The organism is Candidatus Rickettsia kedanie, assembly GCF_045865205.1.
Classification (GTDB): Bacteria; Pseudomonadota; Alphaproteobacteria; order Rickettsiales; family Rickettsiaceae; genus Rickettsia; species Rickettsia australis.
The window spans coordinates 1-24,729 of record NZ_BAABMM010000034.1 but is presented as its reverse complement, the minus strand read 5'-3'; the positions used below and the strand labels follow the sequence as shown (position 1 = coordinate 24,729).

Below are 24,729 nucleotides of genomic sequence, written 5' to 3'. Positions count from 1 at the left end.
ATTCCCGCCTACGCGGAAATGACACATAAAGTGATCAAATATAAAGTGCATAGCCCTCATTACGCACGGTTTTTAAATATTTCGGCTCTTTTGGGTTGTCTTCTATTTTGCCTCTTATTCTTGTAATTTGTACATCGATAGAACGCATACTAAGCCCTCCCATTATTTTTGAAAGTTCAAAACGACTAGTAGATTTACCGGAATTTTTTATTAATATCTCAAGTAATTTTTGTTCGGTAGAGCTAAGAGATATGATTTGATTGTTCTTAGTGAATTCCTTTGTATCAAAATTATAGAAATTATTGCCGAATTTAATTATATTCGTTTCTTTTTTAAAGTTATTATAATTATTAATTAAATTATTTATCCGAAGTAATAATTCTCTCGGTTCAAAAGGTTTAGTTATATAATCAGAGGCACCAGCTTCAAGTCCTTTAACACGGTCATCGGCTTCCGATAAAGCAGTAAGCATAACTATAGGAATATTATTACCGACATCCCTTATAGTAGTAGCAAAATCAAGCCCTGTTATTTCAGGTAACATAACATCTAAAATAATTAAATCATAATTAGAATTTTTTAATAGATTTTTAGCTTCTATGACTGAGTTTGCCGTTGATACTAAAAACTCATTTTTATTTAAAAACTGCTTTAAAAGTGCTAATATTCTGCTATCATCATCTACGATTAAAATATGTGCTTTATGTGGTTGCATGTATACTCATTTGTCATCCCGTGGCTTGACCACGGGATCCAGTAAAATTATTAATATCATAAGCTGTTTTTTTGGACCCTGTGGTCAAGCCACGGGGTGACATCTTAAATTATATCTACTTTAATATAAATATAGGTTAATGACAATTATAAAACTAGAGCAAATTTTTTGGCATATTTGGATTAACGGTGATTTAGTTCCTTATCAATTTGCAAGGATTCATGTGTTAACTCATAGCCTGCATTATTCAGGATCGGTATTTGAGGGTGAGAGAGCTTATAACGGCAAAGTTTTTAAACTCAAAGAACATACGGAAAGATTAATAAAATCAGCAGAAGCATTAGGTTTAAAAGTACCTTATAGTGTAGACGAGATAATAAAAGCTCATGAACTTGTAATAAAACAAAATAATATTAAGGATGCATACATAAGACCGCTTATTTGGTGCGGAGACGAATCACTAAATATTACTAACCCTGATTTGTCTACTAATCTTTTGATTGCCGGTATTCCATCAATGCCCAGGTCTTTTGAGAAAGGTATAAATTTACATGTAAGCCGCTGGCGTAAAGCAATGCCTGATAGCACCCCGGTACAATCTAAATCCGCCGCTCAATATAATATGGCAATAATGAGTCAAAAAGAAGCTAAAGCTCTTGGCTATGATGACGCATTATTACTTGATTATGAAGGGTATATTGCTGAATGTACTACAACAAATATTTTCTTTGTTCAAGATAAAACATTATATACTACAATTGCCGATAGATTTTTAAACGGTATAACAAGACAGACTATTATTGAAATTGCAAAAGATTTAGGTCTAGAAGTAAAAGAAGAGCGCTTGAAATTAGAGCAAATAGAGAATTTTACCGGATGTTTTGTTACAGGTACGGCAATTGAGGTGCAAAATATTAGTTCTATAGATCTTGGCAATAAAAAGATTATTTTTGAGGATCATAAAATTGCAGAATTTTTGAAAGAAGAGTATGGGCGTGTTGTTAGGGAGTAGGAAGAAGTGCTAAATCTTTTATCCCGTGGCTTGACCACGTGATCCAGTGAAAAATACTAATATTAGTATTTTTCACTGGATCACGCTATTAAGTCGTGGGGTAACACATTAGGAAGCTGAACCATGAGACCAATACTTCCTCAAAATGACAAATTAATAAAAAAATAAAAAACAATGAATAACATATTTAAAGGTTTAATTACCGCACTTATAACACCTTTTAAAGATAATAAGTTAGACTTATATGCTTTAGAGAGAATTTTAAAACATCAAATAAAGCATGAAGTCGATGCAATATTAATTGCAGGTTCAACCGGAGAAGGTAGTAGTTTGAGTTTTGCAGAATATAAATTATTACTGCAAACTAGCGTAGAAATCGTTAATAAGCGTATTCCTATAATAAGCGGATGTTCATCAAATAATACCGCTTATGCAATAGAACTTGCAGCGGAATCTACAAAAATCAAAGTTGATGGTTTTATGGCTAGTCCACCATCTTATGTAAAACCTACACAACACGGGATTTATAAGCATTTTGAAGCATTACATGAAGCGTGTAATCTACCTATTATATTATATTCAGCTCCAACTAGAAGCGGAGTAGATTTTTCTGATGAGACGATATTGAGGCTTAGCGAGCTACCGCGTATCTTAGCATTAAAAGATTGCGGCGTAGATTTAGAACGTCCATTGCGGATTAGAGCAATAGTTAAAAATGATTTTAATATTTTAACCGGTAATGATGAAGTAGTTTTAGCTTTTAATGCACAAGGCGGGGTAGGGTGGACTTCCGTAGCCTCTAATATTGCTCCCGATATGTGTAAAGAACTATTAGAGAAGTGGTATAAACATGATACTAAAGGAGCATTAGAAATCCATCAGAAATTACTGCCTTTATATAAAACTTTGTTTGTAGAATCTAATCCGATTCCGATAAAATATGCCGCTCATTATTTAGGTTTATGTAAAAATGAAATTAGACTTCCATTAACTGAAGCAAGCGATAGTGCTAAAAAACAAATTGAAAACATTATAACATCACTATCTATAAAAATATGACCGAATATAAGAAAGTTATTACACAAAATAAGAAAGCCCTTTTTAATTATTTTATTGAAGAAAGATTAGAAGCAGGTATTGTATTAAAGGGGAGTGAAGTACAGTCTCTGCGTCAAGGCAAAGCTTCTATAGAGGAAAGCCATGCGGCAGATACCGGACATGAGGTGTTTTTGTATAACTGCTATATTGCAGAATATGAAAAAGCGAATAGATTTAATCATTCTACGCGTAGACCTCGTAAATTATTGTTGCATACTAAAGAGATAAAGAAAATTATCGGTAGAATTAGAATAAAAGGCTATACGCTAGTAGCTCTTTCTATGTATTTGAATAAAAAAAATAAAGTGAAAGTTGAGCTTGGTATTGCTAAAGGTAAGAAATTACATGATAAAAGAGAGTCAATTAAAGAAAAAGACTGGAAAAGAGATCAGAGTAGATTAATAAGACAGAAATAAGCGTCATTGTGAGAAGAATTACATAGTAATGCGACGAAGCAATCCAGTAAAAAATGCTAATTTATAGCATTTTTTTATTATTTTTGCTGGATTGCCACGTCGCTTCGTTCCTCATAATGACGATTCCAAGTAAAAACAATATAAAATTTTTTAAAAAAGGAATTTATGCAGCATATTATAGGTAAAATATTGGTTATATTTGTAGTTGTGATAGGAGTTTTATTTGTTTTCAAAACAATGAAAACTTATTCTACAAATCCGGTTTCCGTTGAGGTTAAACAAAGTGAGGATGCAAAGAAATGTGAAGAGGAAAGAGTCCAAGCAATAATCAAAGATTATTTGCTTAAAACTCCGGAAATAATAATAGAATCAATAGAAGGCTTGCAAAAACGTAAAGTACAGGAAAATGAGACTAAAGTTAATAACTATCTAAAAGATCATAAGTTAGGTATTGAAGATAGTACAAGCTTTCCTGTTATAGGCAATAAAGACGGGGATGTAATAATAATTGCTTTTTATGATTACAATTGTTCTTATTGTAAAAAAGGCGATATTTCTATAAATGAATTATTACAACATGATCCAAAAGTTAAAGTTATATTACGACCGCTCCCTATCCTTGGAGATGCTTCCGAATATCTTGCAAGAATAGTTTTAGCCGTTTATAAGGTTAATCAAAGTAAATTTAAAGCTGTTCATGATGAATTAATAAAAATAAGAGATGTTTCTAAGGAATCCATAAAAGAGTTATTAACCGAGAATGGCTTAAATGCTACGGAAATTGAAGAAACTGCCGATAGCAATGAGATTAAAGATTTCATTACTCAAAATATGAAAATAGCTAGAAGCCTTAGAATCCAAGGAGTACCTGCGTATATAATTGATTCAAAATTAATACCTGGATTAATAGATTTCCCACAATTACTAAATATAGTTAAAGAAATTAGGGATGCTTGGTGAATTTCAAAAATTGGCAGGTGTCGTCTAGCAGGAGCTGCGGTGCTCACTTATTAAGTATATGTTCCGTTCCTCGACTTGCAGACTCCTTGCTCTTTTTGAAATTGACCATATCCTATACGAATGTTTAGGATGTCATGCCCGCGAGGTGTTGTTGCGTGGATCAGTAAAACCCACTATGTCATCCCGTGGCTTGACCACGGGGTCCATCAAAACAATAAAAAATACTAATAATTTTAGTATGTTTAACTGGATCCCGTGGTCAAGCCACGGGGATGACAGAGGCGAAATTGATACGTACAACAAGACCTGCACGCGAAAGTGGAAATATTGAAATTATTTTTCTAGATTCCTACTTTTAGCTAGGAATGATATCGATTGCTGTTGAATAATTTTAGCCTTTATTTAACAAATCAAACATAGTTTTACCGATATCGGCAGGGGATCTAGTGATAGTTACGCCGGCACTTTGTAGAGCTTCAAGCTTATCTTCGGCACTTCCTTGTCCTCCGGCAATAATAGCTCCGGCATGTCCCATTCTTTTACCGGGAGGTGCTGTAATACCTGCAATAAAGCTAATAATAGGCTTCTTGATTTTTGATTGCTTGATAAACTCCGCTGCATCTTCTTCTGCATTACCGCCAATTTCACCAATCATAATAATTGCTTTTGTTTCATCATCTTTCAAAAACATATCAATACAATCAACGAAATTAGTGCCGTTAACAGGATCGCCGCCTATACCGACACATGTAGATTGTCCAAGTCCTACGGCTGTTGTCTGTGCTACTGCTTCATAAGTTAGAGTACCTGATCTTGAAACAATACCTATCGTTCCTCTTTTATGAATATGCCCAGGCATAATACCGATTTTACATTCACCCGGTGTGATAACTCCAGGGCAGTTAGGACCGATTAATCTAGTTTTAGAACCGACTAAAGCACGTTTTACTTTCACCATATCAAGTACCGGAATTCCTTCCGTTATACATACTACTACTTCAATTTCGGCATCGAGTGCTTCTAATATCGAATCAGCGGCAAAGCTGGGCGGAACATATATAACGCTTGCATTTGCACCGGTTTTTGCTTTTGCTTCACGTACGGTATTATATACAGGTAAATCAAGGTGAGTATGACCGCCTTTGCCAGGTGTAACACCGCCAACCATGTTAGTGCCGTAAGCTATCGCTTGTTCAGAGTGAAACGTTCCTTGTGAACCAGTAAAGCCCTGACAGATAACTTTTGTTTTTTTATTTATTAATATTGCCATGTTAAATAATTTTTATTGTTTTTATTTTGTGTAATTGTCATCGTCATTGCGAGCAACTGAAGGCGTTGTTGCATGGATCATTATTATGTCATTCCCGCCTACGCGGGAGTGACATAAAAGCCACGTAAGTACTAAGACTGCCTAGCTCATGACGATTACCTACCTAATAGCCTCGACTATCTTATTTGCCGCATCTGCTAAATCATGTGCCGGTATTACTGCTAAACCGGAATTTGATAAAATTTCTTCGCCTTTTTCAACGTTAGTACCGGCTAAACGGACTACTAATGGCACTTTTATACCTATGTCTTTTGCAGCTGCAATAATCCCTTCCGCTATAATATCACAACGCATAATACCGCCGAAAATATTAACTAAGATCCCTTGCACTTCTTTATCGGATAAAATTATTTTTAAAGCTTCTTTTACACGCTCACGATCAGCTCCGCCGCCAACATCTAAGAAATTTGCAGGTGACGCACCGTAAAGCTTAATAATATCCATAGTAGCCATAGCAAGACCTGCACCGTTAACCATACAACCGATATTACCGTCCATTTTTACATAGCTAAGCCCCGCATTTGCTGCTCTAGTTTCTAAAGGATCTTCCTCATCGTGATCACGCATTGCCGTAATATTTGGATGTTTGAATAAGCCGTTATCGTCAAAAGTGATTTTTGCGTCTAAAGCGAGTAAATTTCCGTCCGTTTGTACAATTAACGGGTTGATTTCAATTTGTGCCGCATCAGTTTCAATAAAAGCATGATAGACTGATTTTACTATTTCTTTCATCTGTTTAGTTTGGTTATCCTTAAAACCTAGCTCATAAGCTATACCACGCATATGAAAATCTTGTAAACCGGTGGCAGGATCAACAGAAAATTTAATAATTTTTTCCGGAGTTTTTTCTGCTACTTCTTCAATATCGACTCCTCCTTCGGTAGAAGCTATGAAAGTAATACAGCTCGCCGATCTATCAAATACTATACTGAAATAATATTCTTTTAAGATATCACAACCTGATTCGATATAAAGACGATTTACTTTTTGTCCTTGAGGTTCTGTTTGATGTGTTACTAAATTAATACCAAACATGTCATGAGCAACTTTTTTTGCTTTTTCTTTACTCTTAACAACCTTAACACCGCCTACTTTACCTCTACCGCCGGCATGTATTTGTGCTTTAACCACATATACTGCCGTATTTAACTTATCTATGGTTTCGTTAATCTTTTCGGTTTTTGTAACAACGAGTCCAGTGGCAGTAGGTACGCCGTATTTTCTTAAAATCTCTTTTGCTTGATATTCATGAATATTCATTTTAAATAATTTATTTAAATAATTAAAGCACAGTATAATAATTAATCTTTAAACTGTAAAGTAGAGAGTTTATGAGGTCATGCCCGCGTAGGCTGAAATCCAGTAAAAATACTAAAAACAAGTTAAGTTATATAAAAATTAGTTTATAATTTACTTAAAAATTCTGGATTCCCGCCTACGTGGGAATGACACGCACTACTCATTCCACATTCTCTTAAGTACGTTATCTTTCCTAATAAAGTGCTGATATAACGCGGCTAGTATATGCAAAATAATTAAAGCAGTAAATAACAAAGCAGTATTTTTATGGACTTTTTTAAAGATTTTGGCAAATTGTAAATCTTGAACAAAAGAATTTATAGTAAACAAACCGTCAAAATCAATATGATGATTTGATAGGATAATCATGAAAAAGCTGCTTATCGGCATTAATAACATTAAAAGATATAGCAAATTTATATTAATTATTAGCGGCTTTTTTCTGCCAATTCGGTAAATCAGCTGGTAATAAAACATTAGCATTATAGAACTTCCATAAAAGACGTATTATTACTAAAGATAAAACAAATATACCGGTTGCTAACTCCCATTACGAAACCGACAACGAGCATTACTATCGCAATGACGCAAGGATATCAATTCCCAATTGCTGTATCTATAATCTTTTCTGCTTCCTTGCCGCTAATTTTTTCTTTATCATTCAGAATGAGATTAGCATTCTTTAAGTCATCTCCTATTGCTTCTGCTCTTCCTTTTAAAATCTTCGCTAAAAACTGTTCGGCAAGAGCGTAATATGAGATTCTGTTACCTGGTTTTGCAAAGCCATGTCCTTCATCTTTGTAAAGTGCATAAACTACCGGTATATGCTTTGCTTTCATGCTGTTTACAATCTGTTCTGATTCTGCCTGTACGACTCTCACATCGTGAGCACCTTGTGCTATAAATAAAGGCTTTTTGATATTATCAACAAAATTAATCGGTGATCTTTGTCTTAAAAACTCTTTTTCTTCTTCAGTATCCCAAGGTCCCATACGTGTTTTATATATACTTAACAATGGTGTCATATAAGGAGCTTTAGATTGCACATGAGTTAATAAATTAGACATACCGACAACATCAACACCGCAAGCAAATATGTCAGGGGTCATGGTAAGACCTACAAGCGTTGCATAACCTCCATAACTTCCGCCCATAATACAAACTTTGTCAAAATCAACTATATTATTCTTAATAGCCCAATTAACACCGTCAATTAAATCGGTGTGCATTTTACCGGCATATTCTAAATTACCGGCGTTTAAGAAATCTTTCCCAAAACCGGTAGAACCACGGTAATTTATACTTAAAACTGCGTAACCACGATTTGCAAGCCATTGATGCTCAGGATTGTATCCCCAGCTATCACGAACCCACGGTCCGCCATGAACATTAATTATTAGCGGTACTTTTTTATCAGGAATATTATTTTCATCAAGCTTTACATCATTCGGAAAAGTGATATAGCTAACTAAATCAAGCCCGTCACGTGACTTGATAATTACCGGTATCATCTTAGCAAGATTATATTGCTCAAGTGCTTTGCGATTAGTAAATAAAAATTCGGCTTTTTTATTTGCCCTATCATATTTATAATATTTCACCGGTGCATTATCAGCCATATAAGCAACGATCCAAGTTTTGTCGTCTAACGTCCTACTATTGATAATTAAAACACCGCGATCAAGAGCCTGCAGATATTTAATATCATCTTCAATCTCTTTATCTAATATTTTATATGAAACTCTATCATAGTATATGGATACTGCTTGCGGAGTTTGTTTGGTAGGATGCATAGCAAACAAACCGATATCGGCTTTTGGATCTTCAGCTAATATTTCTTCATTATCTGTAGCGAGTGTTATCGCCTTAAGGGCTGAAGTATTGCGGTTACGCCCCTCAAGCATATAAAGAATTTCGCCGCTAGCATCAAAACCGAGTATAGAAGTATTGAAAGAATCTTCCATTGAGATTTTAGTATATAATTTAGGTTCTCCGTCTTTTAATTCATAATATTCAACGGCTCCGTCTTTATCTAGTAAATTACCGAATCTTAAATTTAAATTTTCATCGATTACATAATCAGTAAATCTATCATTTTTATAAATGAGTTCTTTTTCTAAAGTATCTAGATTTAATTTATAAATATCAAAATATTCAGGATCACGCTCATTTAAATATATTAATATCTCATTTGGCTTTTTATAGCTCACTCCAGCTATACCGGCTTTAACGCCTCTTTCAGGAGTAAGTAATTTTGTCTCTTTGGTCTCTATGTTATAGCTATAAATTCGGTCATTTTCATCACCGTTAAAATCTTGGGTATATAAAATATTTTTATTATTATAAGCTTTAGCATAAGACCAAATACCACGTCCTTTATCATGGGTTATAGCTTCTGCTTTACTAATATCATCTGATGGGGCTAGCCAAATATTTAAGACATCATCTTTCGGTGCAACATATAGAATATATTTACCGTCGTGGGTTAGAGTAACCCTGGCTTTATCAGGGTTACCGAATAAAACTTTTCTTGGGATTATTTGATTGTTATCCGTTATCGTTTGCTTTTGAAACATAAAAATACCGCCACTTATTATTAATATAGTGCCTATAATATAGCAAATTTTACTCACATTACTCATGGTTTGTTATTTAAATTTAGGTTCTTTTTTATGTCATTCCTGCCTACGCGGGAATGACATAAGGGCACGGGATGACAACAACTACACTCTCTCAATATTGCTTAAAAACCAATCAACTTCTTTAGTATTAGCATTACGTGTAAATGTCCATTCTTCTTTTAAATCTTCAATTTTGTCAACTACATTTTTACCTTGAAATAGTAATTTAATAAAGATGTTATTACCAAACATGTAAATTTCTGAATATTTTGCACTTAAAGCTGATGAGTCAAAAAAATTGCCATAGGATGGTGTTATTTTTTCAAATGCTTCCAAGTATCTTTTATCTATCAGCTCAGATAATTCCTTAGAATCTTTGTTATAAGCAGCTTCTATAATCATTTGAAAAGCAGTTTTAGCATTATTTATGAATTTAACCGGATCAAAAGAGTAAAGGCGTTTATGGACTTGTTCCATTCCATCTACGACCGCAGTTATATTATGTTCCACTATTATATCTTTAAACACTTTAATATCTTGGGCTGTTGGAATATTTTTTTCTTCTTTATTAGATTTGACTGTACTATAAGTTACGTCCTTAATAACCGGTTCGCCAAAATAAGATTTTTGCTTTGTCTGTTCCTCTTCTGAAGTAGCGCCGAGAGTCGTAATTAATTTGTTGATAATGTAAAAAGCAATAACGGCAAAAATTAATAACTCTATTATTTGAGGAGACATTTTCTATTTATTTTTATTATAAAGATTATTCTTATATATTAATATAAAAAAATAATCTTTTAAAGTTATTTAATAAAAATAAGGATTTATTTTTATTTGAGTTATACTTAAAGTTTTAAAAATATTAAAAGATTACTACAATATCTTGATTATTTCAATTATTATAATATATTGTTTTGTAAATGATGTTTAAACTCCATCATTGCAAAACATTTATATCCTTTAGTCCATTTATGCTAGGGAGGCTGTGTTGTACTAGAGCTTAATTTTGAAGCGTTTTTAGTATAACGGATAATTATTGTTTTCAATAATTGAGTTTATCCCCTAGCACTTATATATTTTTTAGCAACTCTTCCACTTTTATAGCATTATCAAATCTGTGATCGTAATGAAATCTTATCTCAGGTGAGAATTTCGTATTTATTTTATTAGTAATAAAATTTCTGATAGCATTTTTAGAATTATTTAATGCATTCATAATTTCATTTATTGTTAGTTTAGTATTAAAAGGCAAGAAATAACAATTAGCTATTTTTAGATCAGCAGTAACTATAACTTTCGTAATAGTGAGAGGACAATCAAAAAGTCTGCTATCCAGCATTTTACCACGTCTTAGAATTTCGATTAATGCTTCATTTATAATGCTTGCTAATTTTTGTTGTCTCTGAGAATTAGTTTTGGTTAATTTTTTCATGAGTTAAAATATATACAATTCTAGAGCATAATAGCATGCTTTTGCCAAACAACCAATACCTAAAAATTTTAGAAATTTTGTTTTAAAAAAACCAGAGAATAAAGAAATACAGCATCCCCAAAAAGGAAAAGCCATTAAGAAAATAATAAATATCTCATATTTATAATATAATTTTGTTAAACTTTTATGTCTTAAGATATTTTGTTCATTTTTGGAAGCATAAAAGATATTTAAAACTATTCTTCCAAAAATATAATTGACTGCATTACCGCTAAGAGCAGCACAAATAGCTACTAACAGCATGATTAAACTATTATAGCCCCCAAACATTTTCATAGAATGAAATATTAATTCATTCTGAAAACCGATAATAAGATTTGAGACAAAACTATCAACGAATAATAAACTATATGCTTCAAATTGATGCATAAATGTAATATATTGAATTTTGATTATGTATGTTGTATTGCTCGATCCTTTTGTTACACCGTGGCTTGACCACGGGATGACAAAATAGCACCATACCACAATCCTTACTATCTAACACTAAAATAAAGTAACCGGCAATGAAAAAGCAAATTATTTATTCTGATTTTATAGCACGAATTTTTTCTACGGCACTTGATTTATCATTATTTGCCTTTATAGCAATCCCAATATCACAATTTTGTTCTTTTAATTTATTATGGTTGTTCTTTAATGATTATTTCCTTAGCAATAACATTAATCTTCATAATCCCAATGAAATGTTTAACTCAGTTATGAGTCAGGAATTTTATGAATATCTTAAAACAGGAAATTTTAATAAATATATTTTGTTTAATATCTCAATTTTTGCTACTAATATATTAGTAATAGGCTCATATTTTGTAACGCTTTGGTATTATAAAGGTGCAACGCTTAGTAAAATGTTCCTACGTATGAAAGTCGTAGATGCCGTAACATTAAAGCGTCCAACTTTAAAGCAGTTAATTAAAAGATTTTTAGGGTATATGACTTTTCCTATAGGTATTTTTTTCATACTTTTTTCTTCTAAAAAACAAGCATTGCATGATAAGATAGCCGGAACAGTTGTTATTAAGTTTTAATATATACTCGCTGAATTTGAAAATTGGCTACGTTATTTTTTGCTTTTAATCCTCACTAGTATGTACGCTGCGGTTAAAAGCTTCAAAACGCCTGGCTCTTTTCCAAATTGATCTTCGTATTGTATACCAACTCTTCATTTATAATGATATATACTCCGACTATGAATAAAACAAATGATAATGAAATAGACCAGCTGATTTATCTTTTTTCCAAATTGCCTGGGCTTGGTAGTAGGTCGGCAAGACGTATAGTGCTTTATCTACTACAAGACAAAGATGTTAGGTTAAAAAGCCTGGTTAATAACCTTGTAGAGATAGATAAGAAAATAGTACAATGCAAGATTTGTGGTAATATGGATACGGAAAATATTTGCTGTATTTGCTCTTCTGAATATAGAGATAAATCGGTTATTGCTGTTGTTGAAACCGTAGCTGAATTATGGGCAATGGAGCGTAGCGGTAATTTTAAAGGTTTATATCATGTACTAGGCCATAATTTATCGGCAGCTAGTAGGCAAAATCCTAGCATACTTCGGTTACCTGAACTACTTAAAAGATGTTTTGCAGAAAATATTAAAGAAGTTATTATTGCTACTAATTCTACTTTAGAAGGTCAAACTACTGCGTATTTTATTACTGAATATTTAAAAGAGCATCCTGCTAAAATTTCTCGCCTTGCTAGCGGTATACCTATCGGAGGTGAACTTGATTATCTAGATGAAGGTACTTTATCTGCCGCTATTACCCTACGCCAACCTTTTGAGTAAAATATTATTGCTTTTACCTATCTAACTACTTAAATATTAATAAAAATTAATTATTTCTTGACTTAGTATTAATTATTAGTATGGCACTGTTAACAAAATAATTTTAAAGTTAATTAAATTATTTTGTTAACAGTGCCATAGTTCAATAATTGAACTTTTTATTAAAAAAATATGAGGTAAATATCATGGCAAATGATAATAATAACGGTATCAGTAACACAAATAGCCCAAACGGTAAATTTATGGCTCCAAGACCGGAAGGAGTAAAGCCTAACTGTGTAGTTATTACTTATTCTGTAAGTGATAATATTAATTCCACTCTTGAAGCCTTACAAGCATGAGGTACAAGTGTTCATTACATAACTGATAAGGATGGAACGCAATATCAAGATCATAACGATTTAACAGATCAAGCTTTTTATGCGGGCAAGAGTAGTTAGAAAGGAGAAGTAGGTGTTAATAAGTTTGGTATTGGGAATATGCTTATTAATGATGCAAAAAGTGATTTTGCTGAAGAGCAAATAGAGCAGTTATGTAAATTCCTTGAGGATATAAAAGTAAGATATCCGGATTTAGATTTAAAACATGATTTAGTAGGTCTTGGTGAAGTAACTGTAAACCGTGAAGGAAATGCTCATATAGCTTCTGGATCAAAATTTCCTTGGAAAGAATTAGCTGAAGCTGGTTTTGGTAGATATTTTGAGACTACGCAAGATCAAAAGAGTAAAGTATTATTAAGTCCTGACAGTACTGGAGAACAAGTTGATACTTTACAAACAAAGTTAAAAGCATATGGTTATGGAGTAGAATCTACAAGCACTTTTGATCAAATTACTCAACAAAGCCGTCAGAGTATTTAATGATCGTTACGATACCGGTTTACCGAATGAAGGGCCGCCTGTAACTTGGACTGAAGCAAGTGAATATGAATTATCAAAATTATTAGGGGCAGAACTAGCTGGGGATATAATATAATTCAATATTATTCTTAATAATCATTCGCCAAATTGCTCTTTAATATTGAATTATTAAAGAGCAATTAAAGCTATAACAAATCTTGATGAAATTCTAGATGATGTTCATCGGCAAATTTTATTACATCATTATGATTTCCTTGATGGTCAAAATTTATCAGTAATTCACCTTGTTCGTTTGAGTACAATATATTTGTGAATAAACGTTGGTCCCCATCAATTTTAATTTCAACTGCTTTTTTACCGATAAATTTAACGCTATTTGGTTTGTCTTGTAACATGAGCAATAATTGCTCTTCAGCTGATGATGAATTTTTGTATTAATATATGCTGACCACAGATTAGTCCGACAACGATATAAAGCTTCTTTTTCTTCACCATCACTTACTAAAGTCGGTGGCTGAGGATTAAGTAGTGTATACTCAAGTATTATTATTACTGCTTCATATTCTTTAGCATTACTTAATATTCCTGCAAAATGAGCTAAGTTCATAAGATTTATAGTTATTGTATTTATTAAATTTTTTATAACTTCAAGTTGTTTTTCAGATTTTATAAATATTACAATATGTTCTAAGAATTGAAGATATTGTAGATAATCTATTGTAGTTTTGAGTAATTTTGAAACTACAGGGGCAGTATTAAGTAGATCTTTGGCTATTTTTTCCATAATTTGAATATTTTTTTCTACTACTGCTATAAAGAAAATATTTTTTTGTGCATTATACTTATAAGTCACAAGATCTAAAGGATTTTGAAATGATATAGGTTCAAATTTAAACTCAATTTCTGATTCATAGCTTTTGTGAGTTATAGGCGTTTTATCTTGATTTATGGCATAATCTTCAAATAATTTGTGGCTTTTTTAAGGTCTTCATAATGATAATTTTTTAATAAACATTTTAGTAATAATTTTTTATGTCTATTACTTGCTATATTTGCTGTTTCTAAAGCTAATTTTTAAATCCTTTACGTTCTCTATAGTTTCTAAATAATTTTCTATTTTAAACTTTCTAACTTCATCTTCGATATATGTTGTTGTTCCTTGTAACATAATATCACCAACAAGCGGTAACCATAAAATATGGTTATTTTTAGAAAAGTTAATAGAAGACTTTTGTGATTTCATATATCATGCCTAGTTATTTTTAACAAGGCGTCATACATTAATTTAATTCTGAGTCAAAAATTATTAATATTTTTTCATAATTATCCACCGAATTGCTCTTTAATAATTCTATCTTCCAGCGTATGGTTTTTATTAAAGAGCAGTTTGATAGGCGTATCCTTAGTAGATTTAACGGTAACATTTGTGATATTATTAAACTCCTGAAAGTCGGCAGTAGCATTTACCGGTCGTTTATTTGTATTAAGTATTTTAAATTTAATCGTAGCAGATGAAAGCAGTAAAGCACCGTGCCATCTACGCGGTCTAAAAGAGCAGATAGGGGTTAGGCATAGCATATTTGATTCAAGCGGTAAAATAGGACCGCCGGCAGATAAATTGTAAGCACTACTTCCAGCAGGCGTTGCAATTAAAGCTCCGTCTGCTACTAATTCGTTCATTCTCTCTATTCCGTTTACGTCTATTCTAAATTTAGCAGCTTGATTAGTTTTACGAAATATAGATACTTCGTTAATAGCAAGTGCGGTATATATTTGACCGCTTATATCTTCAGCTTGCATAAGAAGAGGATTTAGAATAGAAACAGTACTTTCATGTATATTTTGTGATAAATTCTTGGTATCTAAAGGATTCATTAAAAAGCCGAGGTGTCCTAAATTAACTCCATAAAAAGGTATATTAAGATGCATATAGCGGTGAATATTATGTAGTAATGCTCCATCGCCTCCTATTACGATAATTGCTTCTGCTTCCTCTATTTTACAATAATTATAGAGTTTTTTTATTTCCTCTATAACAGCTAGATGTTTGGAATTTTGGTTATAAATCAATGCTATTTTATTTATATTCATTATATGAATTTCTTTTTTAATATATAGACGCTTAACTAATAATAAGTTATAAGAATAAAGTAATAAAATAAATATTAAGTTAAATTATGTCATCATTCAACATCAAAAATCATAAAAATGATCTGCTATTTGTACCGCTAGGAGGATCTAATGAAATAGGTATGAATCTTAATCTTTACCATTATAAAGGTAAATGGTTAATGATTGATTGCGGTAGCGGTTTTGCCGATGACTACTTACCTGGTGTTGATATGATAATTGCCGATAGTAGCTTTATAGAGAAATATAAAAAAGATATAGTAGGTCTGATTTTAACCCATGCTCACGAGGATCATTTAGGCGGTGTACAATATTTATGGAGTAGCCTTAAATGTCCTATTTATACTACTACTTTCACAGCAAATTTTTTAAAAATTCGTTTAAATGAATATGATTTTGCTAAAAATATAAAAATTCATGAAGTGAAACCCGGTAGTAAAATAAGTCTAGATCCTTTTTCCTTAGAGATGGTGCCACTGACTCACTCGGCTCCTGAAATGCAAGCAATTATGATCCGTACGGATGCAGGTAATATTTTACATACGGGAGATTGGAAATTTGATAATGATCCGGTACTTGGTAAAAAAGCCGATGAGGAGCTTCTAAAGTCTTATGGAGATGCAGGGGTTCTTGCACTTGTTTGTGATTCCACTAACGTGTTTAATACAGGAAGATCAGGGTCTGAGGGAGATGTTAGAAAAAGTTTAGTAGATATCATAGCCGGCTGCCCTCAAATGGTAGTAGTTTCAACCTTTGCATCTAATTTAGCACGGCTTGATACAATAATTCATGCTGCAGTACTGGCTGGTAGAAAAGTAGTCTTAACCGGTAGAAGTTTGCATCGTATGATGCTTGTTGCTCAAGAAAGCGGCTATTTCAAAGATATTGCTCCTCTAATTAGTGAACGTGATGTTAGTAGATTTAGAAGAGCAGAATTATTAGTAATTGCTACCGGTTGTCAAGGCGAGCCTATGGCAGCAACTGCAAAACTGGCTAGTAATTCTCATCCGTCAATAAGACTTGCTCCTAAGGATACGATGATTTTTTCTTCAAAAATTATTCCTGGTAATGAAAAGAAAATATTTAGACTATTTAATATATTTGTTAAAGCAGGTGTAGAAGTTATTACCGAACGTGACCATTTTGTGCATGTTTCAGGACATCCATCGATTGACGAGCTGCACAAAATGTATTCTCTAATTAGACCAAATATTTGTATACCTGTTCACGGTGAGCCTATACATATTCATGAACATGTTAAGCTTGCTAAGAAAAACGGTATAAAACAGGCAGTAGAGGTTGAAAACGGTAGCGTAGTATTGCTTGAACCTAATAATGCAACAGTCATTTCAAAGGTTGAAAACGGTTATTTAGCTGTAGACGGTAATTATTTACTCCCTGTAGAATCTCCGATTTTCAAAGCTAGAAGACGTATGCGTGAGTCGGGTATCGTGGTAGCATCAGTAGTAATTAATAAAAAAGGGCTGCTTGCTGCAAACCCAATACTGTCTATGCCTGGTCTGCTTGATCCAAAAGAGGATATGGCGTTGGTTAATCTCATTAAAAACGATATTAAAGAACTTGTTACCATTCAAAATAAACAGGCTAAAAAAGCATTGTCGGATGAACAAGTAATCGAAGCAATAAAAGGAACAATTCGTAAAACCTTAAAACAAGAAATTAATAAGTCACCCGTTATAATAGTAAACCTTGAGAAAGCTGTGGAGTAGTGAAATTGTGATTGTGAGTAGGTATTATTATATGGTTCGAGAAGCCCGTTCTATGTCATTCCCGCATGGTGTTGTTGCGTGGATACCCTAGCCATCATTGCGAGGAGTGAAGCGACGCGGCAATCCAGGAAAATAATTTAAAAAATTCTGATTTACAGAATTTTTTACTTGATTGCTTCGTCGAATTACTATGTAATTCTTCTCGCAATGACAGAAAATTGGTTCACGCGGGCAACGCCACGCAGGAATGACATGAACATAAACTTGCAAGCGACAAAGAAAAAATCAAATGAATAAATTTAAAAATATTGCTGTTTATGGAGGAGGGAGTTTTAGTACTAGTCTTGCTTCTTTAGCAGCACAAAAATGTAGTAATGTTACTTTATTGTTACGTGACGAGGAAATAGCAAAAGAAATTTTACATAAAAAAACTAACATAAAATATTGAGGGGATATTAAATTACCTGCTCATTTACAGGCTACTACAAACTTAAGTGTAATTAAGGATTTTGAGCTAATTATTGTTGCAGTGCCGTCTTATGCTTTTGATGACTCAATAAAATTATTAAAAACTCACGGCATTTCTGAAGATAATACTCTTCTAATCGCAATAAAAGGCTTTGCCCGTCATCCTACTGAACTATTTTCTAATAGATTAAAAACTCTATTACCGCATAGCTCTACAGCGTTTTTTGTAGGTCCGAATTTAGCAAAAGAACTCGCTAAGAATTTACCGGTTTCGGCAAGTATTGCAAGTTTAGATATAGATATAGCAAATAAAAGAGCCAATAACCTAAGTTCAAAAATTTTTACTACTAATATTACAAGCGATATTGTAACATTACAGGTCGCAGGAGCGTTGAAAAATATTTTTGCTATTAAAAGTGGAATTGATTTAGCAAGTGAGCAGGGCGAGAATGCAAGAGCAACGCTTATAGTAGCTGCCTTAAAAGAAATTATTACTTTATCTAAGGTCTTTGGAGGTATGCAAAAAATTCTGATATTTTGCTCGAGGCAGGAGTAGTAGGCGATTTAGTGCTTACTTGTTACTCTTTAGGTTCACGTAATACAAATTTTGGTTATGAGCTTGGAATTAGTAGCGATAAAAAGAAATTTTTACAGGAATATAAACAGCTAGTAGAGGGAAGAGAAGCATTAAAATTAGTATTAGATTTGATAAAAAAATATGATTTACATATGCCTATAATTTCCGAAGTGGCTAGTTATGTTATTCCTGCATAGGTGTGGCGTTGTTGCATGGAACGAAAAATCTACTCTATGTCATTCCCGCCTACGTGGGAATTACATAAAATGCCCCATGCAACAATGCTTCCTAGCAATGACGATTGATTATAGCTACAATAATCTCTTCATCTGTTCTCGCGCTAATTTTTCTTCTTTATCTAGTTTATTAAACATTCTTTATAAAAACTGTTTGTTATATATACAAGTTCTATTTCGGGCTTTAATTCAGAAGATTCAAGTATTACTACATCCTTGAAAGTAACCACTTTATCATTTTCTTCTTCTAAACTATATTTATCTTTTAAAATGTTATAAAACTCTTCAAATTTATTTTTATCTATAGTTAAAATAACGGCTTCTATTACATTAAAATCATTACATATTACTAAAGATTTAGATATAGTTTTTGCATTTGATTCTATATAATAATTATATCCTTGCCAATAATTAGGTTCTGTATTGATGATTGGTAGTTTTATTTAATGCAAGACCAAGCGGCATAGGATTAGAGTAGGTATTTAAACAAAAAAATATAATTAATAAGGGTAATAGATTTTGCATAAATATACTCGTTGAACTTGAAAAATTGGCTGCGTCGTCTTTGTAAGTCCTAGGATGCTCACGTATTAAATATACGCTCCGCTCCTCGGCTTACAGACTCCTTGCTCTTTTCCAAGTTGAACTTCGTATCTCAACTCTTCATTTCACAGGAGTATTATATATAATATTAAATAACAAATCTTAAAGACCATAATATTAATTATATTTCAATTAAAAGTTAATAAAATAAAAATCTTTACAAAATTTAGTGAAAAAAAATAAAACCTCATATACTATCAGTAATTATATCTTTAGCTCATTACATGATAATCTTTAGTATAGTTTTTTTTAAAACCGTTTCAGTATTATTAAGTGTAGTAATAGGATTTTTAGCAGGTAAATATTCAAATGTTGAAAGAGATAGTATCTCTTCGTTACTATTCTATTTTATATCGCCTATAGTATTTTTTACGATACCTGCTAGTACAACCTTAACACTTTCGGCATTAAGCGTTACGGTTATAACATTTGTAATTGCAACACTCTTATCGCTTTTTTCTTATTATTTTTTTGGTAAATTTTGGCAGGATCATACACGTAATATTATAGCTTTGTCTGCAGGTACAGCAAATGGTGGATATTTTATGTTGCCTATAGCTGCAGCACTTTTCGATGATTATACATTAAGTATTTATATGATGGCGGTGATAGGAGTTAATATTTATGAATGTTCCGTCGGCTTTTATATTTGTATGCGCAGTTTTGCTAATACCACCGATAGTATATTAAAAGTAGTAAAATTACCGATTTTAAACGCTTTTTTCTTGGGATGTTTATTTAGTTTTTGCGGTTTTACTTTACCGGCTTTTTTAGATGATTTTATATATAATATGAAAGGTTCTTTTTCAATACTCGGTATGGTAATGGTGGGGCTTGCTCTTTCGTCTCTACAAAAATTTGAAGTTGATATAAAATTTACTCTTGCTACTTTTGCTGCTAAATTTCTATTCTATCCTTTGGGGGTAGGGTTCTTTATCATGTTTGATCATTTTGTAACAAAATGGTATAACAATGATTACTATAATGCTCTAAAACTACTTTCTACGGCACCACTCGCAGCAAATACTATAGTTATAGCGAATTTACAGAAATTTTATCCTGAGAAAGTTGCAGCTACCGTATTTTTATCTTTGCTTTTTGTAGTTATATATATGCCGACAATGGTCAGTATATTTTTAAGTGACTTAAATTAATAACATTTATTCTAAATTGGTATTAATAGGTTCATATGAAAATTAATGCAATAAAAATTGGTCCCTATATTAATTTATGACCTCTTCAATATATACCGAAATATAAAATTTCTTATGTGGAATTCGGTGATCCTAAAAATAAAAATATAATAGTATGTGCTCACGGCTTAACTAGAAATGCTCATGATTTTGATAAAATAGCTAAAGAGTTGAGTAAAAATTATAGAGTCATTTCAATAAATTATCCCGGTCGTAGTGATAGTGAAAATTTTAAAAAAGCTAATCATTATAACTATACGACTTATATTAAAGATACGTTATTTTTTTTAAAAGGCTAAATATCAAAAATCCTATTTGGCTCGGTACTTCAATGGGCGGTATTATAGGTATGGTACTTGCCAGTAAATATAAAATGAATTATGATCCTGTTATAATAAAAGGAATGAAACATGCTAGTCACCAAGAAGATGTTAAACTAGGTCCGTATGGAATAAAATAAAATGTAGAATATTAGTAATGCATGGAATGAAATCGCAAATTTTAACAAAATCTACTGTTAAAAAGATGAAAGAAACAAAAATTTTTGATCTTTATGAAATAAAATATGCCGGTCATGCTCCTTCCCTAATGAATTCTGAAGAAATTAACTATATCAAATTTTGGTTAGAGCAGAAGTCTTGAGGTCATTTATGCGTGGATATCAAATCGTCATTGCAAGGAGCGAAGGGCTTTATTGCAGGGCTCTTATGTCATTCATGCGTAAGCAGGAATCCAGAAACAAAAGATATGAAATACAACAAATTTTTGAAATTAAAAGCTCGATTTATCTTGCTTTATGCTGGATTCCCGCCTACGCTGGAATGACACATGGATCATTTAAATTAATTAACAAATAATAATTATGAAAATTACTACTAAAGTACTAATAATAGGTTCAGGTCCTGCTGGTCTAAGTGCCGCTATTTATACGGCTAGAGCCGCTCTAAAACCAATATTAATTAATGGTATGCAGCCAGGTGGGCAGCTTACAATTACCACCGATGTTGAGAATTATCCCGGATTTGCGGAAACGGTGCAAGGACCTTGGCTTATGGAGCAGATGTCTATGCAGGCTAAAAATGTCGGTACAGAAATTATTAGTGATTATGTAGAAAAAGTGGATTTATCAAAGAGGCCTTTTAAAGTATTTATAGGATCAGGAAATGAATATGAAGCAGAAAGTATAATCATCTGTACTGGTGCGGCAGCAAAATGGCTGGGTATAGCTTCGGAGCAAAAATTTATGGGGGTTGGTGTTTCGGCATGTGCTACTTGCGATGGTTTCTTTTTTAAGAATCAAAAAATAGTTGTAGTAGGGGGAGGCAATAGTGCAGTAGAAGAAGCTTTATACTTAACCAATCATGCTAGCAAAGTTACTATAGTGCATAGAAGAGATAGTTTTAGAGCTGAGAAAATATTACAAGATCGATTATTTAAAAATCCTAAAATATCGGTAATTTGGGATCATGTAGTAGATGAGATTGTAGGTAGCAGTAAGCCAAAATCTGTTACCGGAGTTAAAATTCAAAATGTCCACACCAAAGAGATTAGTTTATTGAATTGTAGCGGTGTATTTATAGCTATCGGGCATGCACCGAATACGGGGTTATTTACTGGACAAATTGCAATGGATGACGATAATTATATCATCACGCAATCAGGTACAACCAAAACTAATGTAGAAGGTGTTTTTGCTGCCGGTGACGTTCAGGATAAAATTTATAGACAAGCAGTAACTGCTGCAGGAACGGGCTGTATGGCAGCTCTTGAGGTTGAAAAATTTTTGAATAAATAATAAATTTCCTAAAAAAAGACATAATCATATAAGAATTTATTAATTTAAATTCTTATATTGAAAATTATAGCAATATACTCTTTCTTTCTAATGTTATAAAATAGAGAGGGATTATGCCTATATAACACTTAACTTCAGCGACAAAATAGGAAATTTTTTTAAAAGCTATAGGAGCAGAGATAGGTGTTACAAAGGTAACTGATAATAAAGTCATTTTTAAAACAACTTCTAAAGACTTAGAACATTTTCGTACATTATTAGCATCCCCTGATGAATTAAAGAAGAATGTGATACATGCTTTATTTAATGATAATAAGGAGAATATAGTAGAATCTGAACTATATATGCGGATACTTCAGATATAGAAATAGTAGAGTTATTTTACAAGCTAGTAGATGGTGACCTTATAACAGAGTATGGTTTGTCTAAAATTTTAGAAACAATAAGATTAGAAGCTGAATTTAATAAAGAATTATTAACTGCTGAAATTCAACTCTCTTGTGGAAATCCAATAAACCATAAAATAGATGCATCCAAACTTGAGAGATTACAAGCCATTATAAGTGATGCAAATAAATTATCAAAAATTTTAACAGGTGAAGCAACATCGGCTACAGATTATACCTATCCACCTACTGAATTTCCTAAATTAATATCACAAATTATTTCTCACAAAGAAAATAATAGCTTAACTTTTACTTTAAATAACGGTGTAGCAATGCAAGCAGTTTAAGCTTATAAAGTTGACGGTACACCACCTATTATCGCTTCTAATTTGGAAGGCGGATTTATCCTTGATAAGCAGTATTTATTAAAATATTTATTTCCGATATTTAGCGGTTTTGTCTGGCAGGAAGACGGTAAATTCCCTATTATGTTTTCTTCTAAAGACCCAGAATATCTAAATACTAATAATAATCATGAAATTACTTTATTAATAGATATTAGCGGTAGTATGAAATATACTTTGAGTGATTATAAAAATAATATACAAAAGATACTAGCTAAGTTAGTTGAGATCCCTAATTGGAAAATTAATATAGTGTCATTTAATGATCAATCTAGAATAGAATCTTTTATGATAAGGGAAACTCTCTTAAAGATATTAAGAAGTATGTAGAAACGTTAAATGCTGATGGATATACAAGATTATATGGTACCATCAAAGATACTTTAGAATTATTGAAAGAAAAAATAGATATACATTCTACTATTATAGTATTTACTGATGGAAAAAACGAAGGAACTGACTGTAATACAACACAACAAGAGGTTATAGATTCTGCAATTGCTGTAATACAAAATCCTCAATTTAATATGTATGCGGTAGGCTTTGGTAAGAACTACAATAAAGAATTTTTTGAAGAAATTGCAATGCGTGGAGGATTTACTCATATTAGTTTAAGAGATCCGAGCGGCATGAAACAGCTTGCGCAATATATTGATAATATTGAGCAAAAGGTGGTTATTTGGAAAATATTGGGAGAACAATTACATTTGATAACACGAGGATTGCTTCGTCGAAACTTACAGTTTTTTCTCGCAATGATGGAGTGGTATCCACGTGGTAACGCTTGTGTTCGCTTGCAATGACGATTTTAGTATCCACACAATAATACCAATATGAAATTTATGCACTTACTTAAAAATATTACGGGAAAGAATTATATAAACGGTGAATTTGTAGAATTTGGGAAACAAATATCCGTTATTAATCCTTCAACTTTAAAAGCAATAGCTACAGTTCCGAATTTAGAATTATCTGAGATTAATTCAGCAATAATACGGTGCAAACTTTTACTGCATGGTCACAAAGTTCGTTTGAAGAAAGAATAGCGATTCTTAGAAAATGGTATAGATTTAGTAATAGAAAATATTGATGAGTTAAGTCATATATTAACACTAGAGCAGGGTAAAGTACTCTCTGAATCCAAACAAGAAATTCTATACGGCGCATCTTTTATTAATTGGTATACATATGTTATACATAATATTCACGGGACTATTAAACCAGGCAGTAGTAAAGCTTATAAAATTGTTACGCAATATGAGCCTGTAGGACCGTCCATACGCGTCAAGTTAAGGAAAGTAAGTAAGCAATTTGCAAGGAATTTGCTAATTGCAACTCTGTTAGCTAGAAAAAATGATATTTAAAAAGGGAAGTGAAGAGTATAAGTATTAGCACTGTAACGCTAAGGGACTTATAATGACAAATATAACAAAACTACCGAATAGAATCAAAGAGTTTTTAACAGCAACAGCTAACAGAGTTGCAATTAGCAGCGGTTTCATCAAGAGGAGAAGAAAATTAACCGGCTGTTCGTTTGTACAAGCATTAGTATTGGGTAATTTGAGTGATGCTGATTGTAGCATAGAAAGAATGTATCAATTATTACATA

General features: G+C 32.3%; 23 protein-coding genes and 6 pseudogenes. 18 read left to right on the top strand and 11 right to left on the bottom strand.

Annotation, left to right across the window (positions count from 1 at the left end):
* Positions 1-34 precede the first annotated feature (34 nt).
* Positions 35-715 carry a response regulator transcription factor gene (locus ACKTSD_RS04735; protein WP_412708222.1) on the bottom strand — a complete coding sequence of 227 codons (681 nt, stop codon included), beginning with the start codon at positions 713-715 and terminating at the stop codon, positions 35-37.
* Between the two features lie 139 nt (positions 716-854).
* Here ACKTSD_RS04735 and ACKTSD_RS04720 point away from each other — a divergent pair, with 139 nt between their 5' ends.
* From ACKTSD_RS04720 to ACKTSD_RS04700, 5 genes and pseudogenes are all read left to right on the top strand, one after another.
* On the top strand, positions 855-1,727 hold the full coding sequence (locus ACKTSD_RS04720; protein ID WP_412708220.1) for a branched-chain amino acid transaminase: 873 nt from the start codon (positions 855-857) through the stop codon (positions 1,725-1,727).
* Positions 1,728-1,901: 174 nt separating this feature from the next.
* Positions 1,902-2,786 (top strand): 4-hydroxy-tetrahydrodipicolinate synthase, encoded by an 885-nt coding sequence (gene dapA / locus ACKTSD_RS04715; protein WP_412708219.1) that lies wholly within the window; start codon positions 1,902-1,904, stop codon positions 2,784-2,786.
* Entirely contained in the window at positions 2,783-3,241 is a 459-nt protein-coding gene (gene smpB / locus ACKTSD_RS04710; protein WP_412708218.1) for an SsrA-binding protein SmpB, read from the top strand. Before dapA ends, smpB begins: the two co-directional genes overlap by 4 nt.
* A 165-nt stretch (positions 3,242-3,406) precedes the next feature.
* Positions 3,407-4,201 (top strand): DsbA family protein, encoded by a 795-nt coding sequence (locus ACKTSD_RS04705; RefSeq protein WP_412708217.1) that lies wholly within the window; start codon positions 3,407-3,409, stop codon positions 4,199-4,201.
* Positions 4,202-4,364: 163 nt separating this feature from the next.
* Positions 4,365-4,472 (top strand): annotated as a pseudogene (locus ACKTSD_RS04700) (palindromic element RPE4 domain-containing protein); the annotation flags it as partial.
* Positions 4,473-4,592: 120 nt separating this feature from the next.
* On the opposite strand, the gene sucD reads toward ACKTSD_RS04700, so the two are convergent.
* From sucD to ACKTSD_RS04665, 7 genes are all read right to left on the bottom strand, one after another.
* A complete protein-coding gene (gene sucD / locus ACKTSD_RS04695; RefSeq protein WP_412708216.1) occupies positions 4,593-5,471 on the bottom strand; it encodes a succinate--CoA ligase subunit alpha in 879 nt (292 codons plus the stop codon).
* A gap of 159 nt (positions 5,472-5,630) precedes the next feature.
* Positions 5,631-6,791: an ADP-forming succinate--CoA ligase subunit beta gene (sucC, locus tag ACKTSD_RS04690; protein WP_412708215.1), complete on the bottom strand. Its 1,161-nt coding sequence runs from the start codon at positions 6,789-6,791 to the stop codon at positions 5,631-5,633.
* Between the two features lie 195 nt (positions 6,792-6,986).
* Complete coding sequence (locus ACKTSD_RS04685) at positions 6,987-7,229, bottom strand: cytochrome b (protein WP_412708320.1); 243 nt, start codon at positions 7,227-7,229, stop codon at positions 6,987-6,989.
* Between the two features lie 197 nt (positions 7,230-7,426).
* Entirely contained in the window at positions 7,427-9,463 is a 2,037-nt protein-coding gene (locus ACKTSD_RS04680; RefSeq protein ID WP_412708214.1) for a S9 family peptidase, read from the bottom strand.
* A 90-nt stretch (positions 9,464-9,553) separates the two neighbouring features.
* Entirely contained in the window at positions 9,554-10,189 is a 636-nt protein-coding gene (locus ACKTSD_RS04675; RefSeq protein ID WP_412708213.1) for a Tim44/TimA family putative adaptor protein, read from the bottom strand.
* A gap of 331 nt (positions 10,190-10,520) precedes the next feature.
* The gene (gene rbfA, locus ACKTSD_RS04670; RefSeq protein ID WP_412708212.1) at positions 10,521-10,883 is read right to left on the bottom strand and encodes a 30S ribosome-binding factor RbfA; all 363 of its coding nucleotides are present in this window, start codon (positions 10,881-10,883) and stop codon (positions 10,521-10,523) included.
* Between the two features lie 3 nt (positions 10,884-10,886).
* A complete protein-coding gene (locus ACKTSD_RS04665; protein ID WP_412708319.1) occupies positions 10,887-11,312 on the bottom strand; it encodes a DedA family protein in 426 nt (141 codons plus the stop codon).
* Positions 11,313-11,449: 137 nt separating this feature from the next.
* On the opposite strand from ACKTSD_RS04665, the gene ACKTSD_RS04660 reads away from it, so the two are divergent.
* The 3 genes and pseudogenes from ACKTSD_RS04660 (at position 11,450) to ACKTSD_RS04650 (ending at position 13,713) form a co-directional block, all read left to right on the top strand.
* On the top strand, positions 11,450-11,971 hold the full coding sequence (locus ACKTSD_RS04660; RefSeq protein WP_412708211.1) for an RDD family protein: 522 nt from the start codon (positions 11,450-11,452) through the stop codon (positions 11,969-11,971).
* A 161-nt stretch (positions 11,972-12,132) separates the two neighbouring features.
* Entirely contained in the window at positions 12,133-12,738 is a 606-nt protein-coding gene (gene recR / locus ACKTSD_RS04655; protein ID WP_412708210.1) for a recombination mediator RecR, read from the top strand.
* A gap of 185 nt (positions 12,739-12,923) precedes the next feature.
* Positions 12,924-13,713: pseudogene (locus ACKTSD_RS04650) on the top strand (N-acetylmuramoyl-L-alanine amidase).
* A gap of 156 nt (positions 13,714-13,869) precedes the next feature.
* Here the strand turns inward: ACKTSD_RS04650 and ACKTSD_RS04645 are convergent.
* From ACKTSD_RS04645 to ACKTSD_RS04635, 3 genes are all read right to left on the bottom strand, one after another.
* Positions 13,870-14,451, bottom strand: a complete 582-nt coding sequence (locus tag ACKTSD_RS04645; RefSeq protein ID WP_412708209.1) for a hypothetical protein — start codon at positions 14,449-14,451, stop codon at positions 13,870-13,872.
* A 186-nt stretch (positions 14,452-14,637) separates the two neighbouring features.
* Positions 14,638-14,841 (bottom strand): hypothetical protein, encoded by a 204-nt coding sequence (locus tag ACKTSD_RS04640; protein WP_412708208.1) that lies wholly within the window; start codon positions 14,839-14,841, stop codon positions 14,638-14,640.
* Between the two features lie 80 nt (positions 14,842-14,921).
* Positions 14,922-15,689: an NAD kinase gene (locus tag ACKTSD_RS04635; protein WP_412708207.1), complete on the bottom strand. Its 768-nt coding sequence runs from the start codon at positions 15,687-15,689 to the stop codon at positions 14,922-14,924.
* An 86-nt stretch (positions 15,690-15,775) separates the two neighbouring features.
* On the opposite strand from ACKTSD_RS04635, the gene ACKTSD_RS04630 reads away from it, so the two are divergent.
* From ACKTSD_RS04630 to ACKTSD_RS04580, 10 genes and pseudogenes are all read left to right on the top strand, one after another.
* Positions 15,776-17,458: a ribonuclease J gene (locus ACKTSD_RS04630; RefSeq protein WP_412708206.1), complete on the top strand. Its 1,683-nt coding sequence runs from the start codon at positions 15,776-15,778 to the stop codon at positions 17,456-17,458.
* A 289-nt stretch (positions 17,459-17,747) separates the two neighbouring features.
* Positions 17,748-18,700, top strand: a pseudogene (locus ACKTSD_RS04625) (NAD(P)H-dependent glycerol-3-phosphate dehydrogenase).
* A gap of 866 nt (positions 18,701-19,566) precedes the next feature.
* Positions 19,567-20,496, top strand: coding sequence for an AEC family transporter (locus ACKTSD_RS04615; RefSeq protein WP_412708205.1), 930 nt, complete (start codon positions 19,567-19,569; stop codon positions 20,494-20,496).
* Positions 20,497-20,588: 92 nt separating this feature from the next.
* Positions 20,589-21,177, top strand: a pseudogene (locus ACKTSD_RS04610) (alpha/beta fold hydrolase).
* A gap of 220 nt (positions 21,178-21,397) precedes the next feature.
* Positions 21,398-22,330, top strand: a complete 933-nt coding sequence (gene trxB / locus ACKTSD_RS04605; protein ID WP_412708204.1) for a thioredoxin-disulfide reductase — start codon at positions 21,398-21,400, stop codon at positions 22,328-22,330.
* Positions 22,331-22,751: 421 nt separating this feature from the next.
* The gene (locus ACKTSD_RS04600) at positions 22,752-23,063 is read left to right on the top strand and encodes a hypothetical protein (RefSeq protein ID WP_412708203.1); all 312 of its coding nucleotides are present in this window, start codon (positions 22,752-22,754) and stop codon (positions 23,061-23,063) included.
* 42 nt (positions 23,064-23,105) lie between these two features.
* On the top strand, positions 23,106-23,450 hold the full coding sequence (locus ACKTSD_RS04595) for a hypothetical protein (RefSeq protein WP_412708202.1): 345 nt from the start codon (positions 23,106-23,108) through the stop codon (positions 23,448-23,450).
* A gap of 62 nt (positions 23,451-23,512) precedes the next feature.
* Positions 23,513-23,923 (top strand): VWA domain-containing protein, encoded by a 411-nt coding sequence (locus ACKTSD_RS04590; RefSeq protein WP_412708201.1) that lies wholly within the window; start codon positions 23,513-23,515, stop codon positions 23,921-23,923.
* A gap of 39 nt (positions 23,924-23,962) precedes the next feature.
* Positions 23,963-24,406: pseudogene (locus ACKTSD_RS04585) on the top strand (aldehyde dehydrogenase family protein); the annotation flags it as partial.
* Positions 24,407-24,536: 130 nt separating this feature from the next.
* Positions 24,537-24,729, top strand: a pseudogene (locus ACKTSD_RS04580) (IS4 family transposase); the annotation flags it as partial.